This window comes from Nocardia sp. NPDC002869, assembly GCF_046764065.1.
GTDB lineage: Bacteria > Actinomycetota > Actinomycetes > Mycobacteriales > Mycobacteriaceae > Nocardia > Nocardia rhamnosiphila.
This window is the reverse complement of record NZ_JBKOOL010000215.1, coordinates 1-8,207: the sequence shown is the minus strand read 5'-3', so window position 1 is coordinate 8,207 and position 8,207 is coordinate 1. Positions and strand designations below refer to the sequence as shown.

The window sequence follows — 8,207 nt, the reverse complement described above, 5'->3', positions numbered from 1 at the left end:
GGGGCTGTGTCCACACTGCCCCGGCCCTCGTCGATCGATTCAGAGACCGCCGGTCGACAGCAGCCCGCCGTCGACTCGCACCGTCTCGCCCGTGATCCACGCCGCCTGATCAGAGGCCAGGAACGCGATCAGCCGCGCCACGTCCTCCGGCGAACCGAGCCGCTTCATCGGGTATACCTGCGCGGCGGCCTCTTCGTCCGCCGCGTACAGCGCGTCGGCGAAACTGGTCTTCACCACGCCGGGCGCCACCGCGTTGACCCGGATCTTCGGGCCCAGCTGCCAGGCCAGTTCCTCGGTGAGCCGGATCAGCGCGGCTTTGGAGGCGCCATACGCCGCGATCACACCGGTGGAGCGGATACCGGCCACACTGGCCACGTTCACCACGGCGCCGCCGTGCTCGCCCATCCACGCCTTGTACGCCTGCTGGATGTAGCCGAGCGCGGCCACGACGTTCACATCGAAGATCTTGCGCACCGCGTCCAGATCGGCCTCCATCAACGCGCCGTACACCGGGTTGATCCCGGTGTTGTTGATCAGGATGTCCAGCGATCCGAACTCCGCGACCGCGCGTTGCACGGCGGCGGCACGTGCCTCGTCGTCGCCGGAATTACCGGCCAGGGCGACGACCTCGCCCTGGTGTCCCAGCGCCCGCAGTTCGGCGGCCGCCTTCTCCAGCGGTTCGGCCTTGCGCGCGGTGATCAGCACATTCGCGCCCCGGCTCAGCAGTTCGGCGGCCACCGCATAGCCGATACCGCGGCTGGCTCCGGAGACCAGCGCGCTCCTGCCCAACAGATCGGTGCTCATATCCGGGCACGCTACCGTGCTCACCGGTGACCCCGGCGGGCGCGGATCACCCCGGCCGCCGGGGGCGGGGCAGTGTCGTGGTCCGGGTAAAATCAGTGGTTCCGTGCCCGGAGACATCCGATGATCGGTGGATGGGCCCATTGTCGGGCGCACCGGGCCGCTGCCCCCAACCCGTGTTTTCCTAGGAGATATCTGTGATCACCGCGACCGACCTCGAGGTCCGGGCCGGCGTCCGTACCCTGCTGTCCGCGCCCGGACCGGCGCTGCGGGTACAGGCCGGCGACCGGATCGGCCTGGTCGGGCGTAACGGCGCCGGTAAGACCACCACGCTGCGCATCCTCGCCGGAGAAGGCGAACCGTACGCCGGGACGATCATGCGGTCCAGCGATATCGGTTACCTCCCGCAGGATCCGCGCGAGGGAAATCTCGACGTCCTGGCCCGCGACCGGGTGCTTTCGGCGCGCGGACTGGACGCGCTGATCCGCGATATGGAGAAGCAGCAGGCGCTGATGGCCGAACTGGCCGACGAAACCGAACGCGAACGCGCCGTCCGGAAATACGGCCGGTTGGAGGACCGTTTCTCCGCGCTCGGCGGCTATGTGGCCGAGAGCGAGGCCGCACGGATCTGCAACAGTCTCGGCCTACCGGACCGGGTACTGGACCAGGCGCTGCGTACGCTCTCCGGCGGTCAGCGGCGGCGAATCGAACTGGCGCGCATCCTGTTCGCCGCCTCCGACGGCAGCGGGGGCCGGTCCGACACCACCCTGCTGCTCGACGAGCCCACCAACCACCTCGATGCCGATTCCATCACCTGGTTGCGGGGCTTCCTGCAGAACCACGACGGTGGCCTGATCGTGATCAGCCACGATGTGGATCTGCTCGCCGACGTGGTCAACAAGGTGTGGTTCCTGGACGCGGTGCGTGGCGAGGCCGATGTCTACAACATGAGCTGGCAGAAGTACCTCGACGCCCGCGCGACCGACGAACAGCGCCGCCGCCGCGAACGGGCCAATGCCGAGAAGAAGGCGTCGGCGCTGCGCGCCCAGGCCGCGAAACTCGGCGCCAAGGCCACCAAAGCCGTTGCCGCGCAGAACATGGCCAAACGCGCCGATCGGCTGATGGCGGAACTGGATGAGGTCCGCGTGGCCGACAAGGTCGCCCGGATCAAGTTCCCCGAACCGGCCGCCTGCGGCAAAACGCCGCTGATGGCGGAGAATCTCACCAAGGTCTACGGCTCGCTGGAAATCTTCACCGGCGTGGACCTGGCCATCGACCGCGGCAGTCGCGTGGTGGTGCTCGGCCTCAACGGCGCGGGCAAGACCACCCTGCTGCGGCTGCTGGCGGGCGCCGAGGAACCCACCGCCGGGGGACTCGTGCCCGGTCACGGCCTCAAGGTGGGGTACTTCGCGCAGGAGCACGACACCCTCGACGATACGGCCACGGTCTGGGAGAACATCCGGCACGCGGCGCCGGACGCGGGCGAACAGGAGCTACGCGGCCTGCTCGGCGCCTTCATGTTCACCGGGCCGCAACTGGAGCAGCCCGCCGGGACACTGTCGGGTGGCGAGAAGACCCGGCTCGCACTGGCCGGTCTGGTCTCCTCGGCGGCCAATGTGTTGCTGCTCGACGAGCCCACCAACAACCTGGACCCCGTCTCGCGCGAACAGGTCCTCGACGCGCTGCGCACCTATGCGGGCGCGGTGGTGCTGGTGACCCACGATCCGGGCGCCGCGGAGGCCCTGAACCCGGAGCGGGTGATCTTGCTGCCGGACGGCACCGAGGACCACTGGTCGGCCGAGTATCTGGAATTGATTCAGCTCGCGTGAGTTTCATCACAAGAACTCATTGCCGGATGGTCGCCGAGTGCTTAGCCTGAGAGAGACGCTGCTCGGCGACTCGGAGGAAGCCATGGGCGACAGGCCGGTACAGAGCAAGAGCACATTGGGCAAGGGCACCCGGGTCACGGGTAAGTCACGGGATCGCCTGCAAACCCAGTTGAAGAAGCAATACGAGGCGGGGGCGAGTATCCGGTCGCTGGCACGTGCGACCGGCCGCTCCTACGGGTTCATCCACAATGTGCTGACGGAGTCGCATGTGCAGCTCCGCAGCCGCGGTGGTGCCAACCGCCGTAAATCCCGCTAGCCGCATCGTATCCGCAGGCTCCGCCGCCGGGACGATACGCCCGGCGGCGAGTGGCCGCGTGGGGATCGGTCGGTTGCGATACTCACCAGCCGGATACGGCCCCGTCTCCGTACACCAGGAGGTTGGCGAGACTGGTGAAGATCGGCAGCCCGGTCTTGATCTCGAGATAGGCGAATTGCCCCTGCGGGTTGACCTCGAGGAAGTAGTACTCGCCGTCGAGGCCCACCCGGAGATCCAGGACGCCGAAACTCAGCCCCAGTGTGCCCATCAGCGTCGCCAGCGATTTGCTGACGGCCGCCGGTAGCAGGGTCGGGACGAAATCGACCGAGGTGTCCAGCCGGGAGTCGACGCGTCCGGCTCCGGCCCGGGAATCGATGCGCACCGCCCACTCCCGCCCGTCCACCCACACCACTCGCAAATCGCATTCCGGATCGATATAGCGCTGGAAGGTAGTGGGCGCCCAGCGGATACTGCCGAGCCGGTCCAGATCGGCGGTCCCGACCAGCCGGGTTTCCGAGAATTCGGCGCGGGAGGTGCCGGTACGTTTGAAAACCACACGGCTACCGCAGGTTTCGATGAATTCGCGGGCCTCGTCCGGATCGTTGGTGACCAGTGTGTCCGGGACCGCGCAGCCGGCCCGCCGCGCGGTATCGAGCTGCACGATCTTGCGATGGGCGATCCGGTCGTTGCCCGGATCGTTGATCCACTGGGCGCCCAGCGACCACAGCAGGCCCTGGACGAAAGCGTCGCATTCGGCCTGACGGTAGGCGTTGTCGTCGGCGCGCACCCCGGCCGGGACCGAGCTCGGATGCGGGCGCCGCCACCAGACCGATCCGACCTCGTCCAGGCCGTCCAGGCCCGCCAGCGACCGTTCGACCGCGGCCGCCCCGAGCCGGAAACTGCCCGGCTCGCGCGGGAAATCACGCAGATCCAAGCGGAGCGGCGTCATGGCGTGCTGTTCGCGCAGGGTCGCCACCATGGCCGTGGCGTGCAGATCGTCGGCCTCCGAGACGATGAGGACCCCGCGGGTCTCCAGGGTGCTCATCGCGCCCGCCGTTCAATCGAAGCTGTCGCTGTGGACGCCGTCGTCGCTGGTGTTGCGCGACCTGGTCTGGGCGCAGGTGAACGTCGCGGGGAATTCCGGTGTGCCGGCGAGGTCGAGTCGCCGGGCCCAGGATTCGGTGAGTTGGCGCAGTTGCCGGTCACCGAAGGCCTCGGACGGCGGCGCCGCCAGGGTCATCGGCCGCTCCGCCACCTCGATACGCAGACGGCGGGTGAAATCGGCCGCGACGCCGGGCCGGATGTCCACGTGCACGCGCCGGCCGGTGGCGTGCTCGTCGACGAACCGGATCGCCAGGACATCGTCGCGGCAGAAGGTCCACGTTCCGTCTGCCACCCGAACTCGGATCTCCCGGTCGGATTCATCGACCAGGACACCGGTGAGAGTGGCGACCGCACCGCGTTCGGGGGTCTCGAGGAGGTGGAGGGCATCGGTCATCTGGGTTCTCCGATCTTGCCGGCGGTGTGCCACGACCCGAGCGCGTCCGGATCATAACGCCGCGCGGCGGCTCCGGAAGCCGATATCGCCGGATTTCCGCTGTTCGGATACCTGATCTTGCTTCCGCAGATTGTTCTGCGGCGGAAGCTGTCCGGTAGCTGTGCCGGCCGGGGGCCGTGTGCCGTCGTGGCGGCCCCGGTGGTCAGAGTCCGAGCAGGTCCGGATTCGTGGCCAGTTCACGGAACCGGCCGGGCGGATCGGCGACCAATCGGCGAGCGTCCAGATCCAGCAGGCCGCCGACCACCGACACCTCGGCCGAGAGGCTGCCGTCGGTGCGGATCATCTCCTGCCGGATGCGATAGGTCTTCCCGCTGCCCCATTCGAAGCCGCAGGTGACCCGGAATTCGTCCCCGCCGCGCAGCTCCCGCCGATACTTGATGGTGCTCTCCAGGACCACCGGTCCCACCCGCGCCGCCACCAGTTTGTCCGCCTGCAGGCCCGCGGCGAGCAGGAACTCCCAGCGGGCGTGTTCGGCGTACTGCAGGTAGACCGCCTGATTGACATGGCCTTGGACATCGAGTTCGTAGCCGCGGACGGTTACGGGGACGGAGAAGGTCATAGCGGTGCGAACTTACCGCAGGGCAGGGTTGTTCCCGGTTCAGCGCCGCTGGGCGTTGCGCTCCTGCCACCATCGGGGCGCGTCGACGAAGTGGTTGTCGTATTCGTCCTGGGACGCGGCGAGTTCGTCCAGGGTGGCCTCGCCGCGCGCGATCCGCTCGAGCAGCCGGAAGTAAGCGAAACGCTGGACGCCGGGCATGAGGGCGATCAGGATGCGCGCTCCGCTGTCGGGGGTGGCGCCGAAGGCGTGGACGGTTGTCTTCGGGACGACGGCGACGCCGCCCGCACCGACGGTGAGGATCCGGTCCCCGGTCATGAGCTGCAGTTCGCCGTCGGCGACGTAGAAGAGCTCGTCGGACAGGGTGTGGAAGTGCGGTGTCGCGCCGTCGGCGCCGCGGTCCATGGTGACCTCCAGGGTGCTCACCGCGCCGTGCGCCTCTTCGGCATCGACGAGCAGCCGCATGGTGACCGATTCGGTACGCAGTGTCTCGGCATCGCCGGGCTGCCGGATCGCGGCGGGTTTCGGGGTGGCGGGCATGGTCGCTCCTTATGATTCGCTGCCATATAGTTCGGTGCCTAACTATATGGCAGCGAATAGAATCTTGTCCATGACGGAATCCGGGTCCGACGCGATCGATACGATCGAACGACAGTGGCGGCGGGAACGCCCCGATCTCGATCTGGCGGCGATGGCGGTGTTCGGCCGCCTCGGGCGGCTCGCCGTGGTCGCCGAACGCGCGATCGAGACGGTTTTCTTCGCCCACGGCCTGCGGCGCGGCGAATTCGATGTCCTGGCCGCGCTGCGGCGATCCGGTGCGCCCTTCGAACTCAACCCGTCCGCGCTGGCCGACACCCTGATGCTGTCGCGGGCGGGCATGACGGGCCGTCTCGATCGGCTGGAGTCGGCGGGTTATGTGCGGCGGATCGCGGACGCGGAGGACCGCCGGGCGGTCCGCGTCGCGCTCACGGACGCGGGCCGGGAACTGGTCGATACGGTGGTCACCGAGCACACCGCGAACGAGACGCGGATGCTGTCGGCCCTGACCGCGGCCGAGCGCGGCGAACTGGACCGGATCGCGGGCAAACTGCTCACCGCACTGGAATCCGGGGACTGAGCGGGACGCTCAGGGGCGGCGGCGTACCGAGGCCTCCACCAGATCCAATACGGCGGTGAGGTTTTCGTTGGTGTGGCCCGAGGCGATCCGGGCGATGAGCCCGTCCAGCACCAGATCGAGATAGCCCAGCAGGACATCGGTGGGCACATCGTCGCGCAGGGCACCGGCCGCCTTACGCCGCTCCAGGCGGGCCAGGGTGGCCGCGGTCAGCTCCGCCGAACGCTGGGTCCAGCCGGCGCGGAACTCCGGGTCGGTCCGCAGGCGCCGGGCGATCTCGAGCCGGGTGCCCAGCCAGTTGTACTCCTGCGGGTCGGCGAGCATATCCCGCATGACCTGCACCAGACCCTGATTGGCCGCCACCTCGGCCATGCGCTCGGCATCCTCCTGGGCGAGGGCGAAGAAGAGGGCGTCCTTGTCCCGGAAATGGTGGAAGATCGCACCGCGGGACAGTCCGATGGCATCTTCCAGGCGCCGGACGGTGGCGCCGTCGTACCCGAACTCGGCGAAGCAGCGGCGGGCGCCGTCGAGTATCTGTGAACGCCGGGCAGCCAGATGATCGTCGCTGACCTTGGGCATCGTGCTCCTTCAACGGATATACGAACCCCGCGCGGCGGATTCACCGCGCGGGGCCATCAGATTACGAGCGAACGAACAAGTGACGTGCCGACGCCTCGCCCCGGTCGGGAGCGAGTCCTATGAGCTGCGCCCGTCTCGCCGGGGCGGACCCGTGGTGGACGCGCCGAGGGCGCGAGTCCCGGGTCCGCACCGACGAGAGCTCGGGGCGCGGCCACGCGCCGCCGTGCAACACGGCGTGATCAGGACCGGATCATGTTCCGCAGCACATACTGCAGAATCCCGCCGTTGCGGTAGTAATCGGCTTCACCGGGGGTGTCGATCCGGACCACCGCGTCGAACTCGATCGTCGAGCCGTCGTCCTTGGTCGCGGTGACGTGCACGGTGGACGGTGTGGTGCCCGCGTTGAGCTCCTCGATACCCGCGATATCGAAGACCTCGGTACCCGTGAGACCCAGCGACTTCGCCGATTCGCCCTGCGGGAACTGCAGCGGGATCACGCCCATGCCGATCAGGTTCGAGCGGTGGATGCGCTCGAACGATTCCACGATCACAGCACGCACACCCAGCAGGCGGGTGCCCTTGGCGGCCCAGTCGCGGGAGGAGCCGGAACCGTACTCCTTACCGCCCAGCACGACCAGCGGGATACCGGCCTTCTGGTAATTCTGCGAGGCGTCGTAGATGAACGCCTGCGGCGCGCCCTCCTGGGTGAAGTCGCGGGTGTAACCGCCCGAGACATCGTCGAGGAGCTGGTTGCGCAGCCGGATGTTGGCGAAGGTGCCGCGGATCATCACCTCGTGGTTACCGCGCCGCGAGCCCAGGGAGTTGTAGTCCTTGCGCGTTACGCCGTGCGAGTCGAGGTAGTCGGCCGCCGGGGTACCCGGCTTGATGGCGCCGGCCGGGGAGATGTGGTCGGTGGTGACCGAATCCCCCAGCAGGGCCAGCACGCGCGCGCCCTTGATATCGGTGACCGGCTCCGGCTCCATGCCCATACCGTCGAAGTAGGGCGCCTTGCGGACGTAGGTGGAATCGTCGCTCCACTCGAAGGTATTGCCCTCCGGGGTGGGCAGGCTGCGCCACCGCTCGTCGCCCTTGAAGACATCGGCGTAGGACTTGGTGAACATCTCCTGGTTGATCGCCGACTTGATGGTGTCGTCGATCTCCTGGGCCGAGGGCCAGATGTCCTTCAGGAACACCGGATTGCCCTGCTGGTCCTGGCCCAGCGGGTCGTGTTCGAAATCGAAGTCCATGGTGCCCGCGAGCGCGTAGGCGATGACCAGCGGCGGCGAGGCCAGGTAGTTCATCTTCACATCGGGGGAGATGCGGCCCTCGAAGTTGCGGTTACCCGACAGCACCGCGGTGACGGTGAGGTCGTTGTCGTTGACCGCCTTGGAGATCTCCTCCGGCAGCGGGCCGGTGTTGCCGATGCAGGTGGTGCAACCGTAACCGCCCAGGTA

10 protein-coding genes are annotated in these 8,207 nt (G+C 68.1%); 3 read left to right on the top strand and 7 right to left on the bottom strand.

What is annotated here, in order from left to right:
- Positions 1-39: 39 nt before the first annotated feature.
- The gene (locus ACLML9_RS26310; RefSeq protein WP_411948032.1) at positions 40-804 is read right to left on the bottom strand and encodes an SDR family oxidoreductase; all 765 of its coding nucleotides are present in this window, start codon (positions 802-804) and stop codon (positions 40-42) included.
- A 194-nt stretch (positions 805-998) separates the two neighbouring features.
- Between ACLML9_RS26310 and ACLML9_RS26305 the strand changes: the two genes are divergently transcribed.
- Together ACLML9_RS26305 and ACLML9_RS26300 are read left to right on the top strand one after the other, a co-directional pair.
- Positions 999-2,630, top strand: a complete 1,632-nt coding sequence (locus ACLML9_RS26305) for an ABC-F family ATP-binding cassette domain-containing protein (RefSeq protein WP_063034326.1) — start codon at positions 999-1,001, stop codon at positions 2,628-2,630.
- Between the two features lie 82 nt (positions 2,631-2,712).
- Positions 2,713-2,946, top strand: a complete 234-nt coding sequence (locus ACLML9_RS26300; RefSeq protein ID WP_030520514.1) for a helix-turn-helix domain-containing protein — start codon at positions 2,713-2,715, stop codon at positions 2,944-2,946.
- 82 nt (positions 2,947-3,028) lie between these two features.
- Here ACLML9_RS26300 and ACLML9_RS26295 read toward each other — a convergent pair whose 3' ends face one another.
- The 4 genes from ACLML9_RS26295 to ACLML9_RS26280 form a co-directional block, all read right to left on the bottom strand.
- A complete protein-coding gene (locus ACLML9_RS26295) occupies positions 3,029-3,991 on the bottom strand; it encodes a hypothetical protein (RefSeq protein WP_411948031.1) in 963 nt (320 codons plus the stop codon).
- 12 nt (positions 3,992-4,003) lie between these two features.
- Positions 4,004-4,444: a hypothetical protein gene (locus ACLML9_RS26290; RefSeq protein WP_411948030.1), complete on the bottom strand. Its 441-nt coding sequence runs from the start codon at positions 4,442-4,444 to the stop codon at positions 4,004-4,006.
- A gap of 202 nt (positions 4,445-4,646) precedes the next feature.
- Positions 4,647-5,063 (bottom strand): acyl-CoA thioesterase, encoded by a 417-nt coding sequence (locus ACLML9_RS26285; RefSeq protein WP_411948029.1) that lies wholly within the window; start codon positions 5,061-5,063, stop codon positions 4,647-4,649.
- A gap of 39 nt (positions 5,064-5,102) precedes the next feature.
- The gene (locus ACLML9_RS26280) at positions 5,103-5,600 is read right to left on the bottom strand and encodes a cupin domain-containing protein (protein ID WP_411948028.1); all 498 of its coding nucleotides are present in this window, start codon (positions 5,598-5,600) and stop codon (positions 5,103-5,105) included.
- Positions 5,601-5,670: 70 nt separating this feature from the next.
- Here ACLML9_RS26280 and ACLML9_RS26275 point away from each other — a divergent pair, with 70 nt between their 5' ends.
- Positions 5,671-6,177 (top strand): MarR family winged helix-turn-helix transcriptional regulator, encoded by a 507-nt coding sequence (locus ACLML9_RS26275; RefSeq protein WP_411948027.1) that lies wholly within the window; start codon positions 5,671-5,673, stop codon positions 6,175-6,177.
- A 9-nt stretch (positions 6,178-6,186) separates the two neighbouring features.
- Here ACLML9_RS26275 and ACLML9_RS26270 read toward each other — a convergent pair whose 3' ends face one another.
- Positions 6,187-6,753 carry a TetR/AcrR family transcriptional regulator gene (locus ACLML9_RS26270; protein WP_030520508.1) on the bottom strand — a complete coding sequence of 189 codons (567 nt, stop codon included), beginning with the start codon at positions 6,751-6,753 and terminating at the stop codon, positions 6,187-6,189.
- A gap of 239 nt (positions 6,754-6,992) precedes the next feature.
- Positions 6,993-8,207: aconitase family protein (locus ACLML9_RS26265; RefSeq protein WP_411948026.1), on the bottom strand; the 1,215-nt coding region annotated here is incomplete at its 5' end.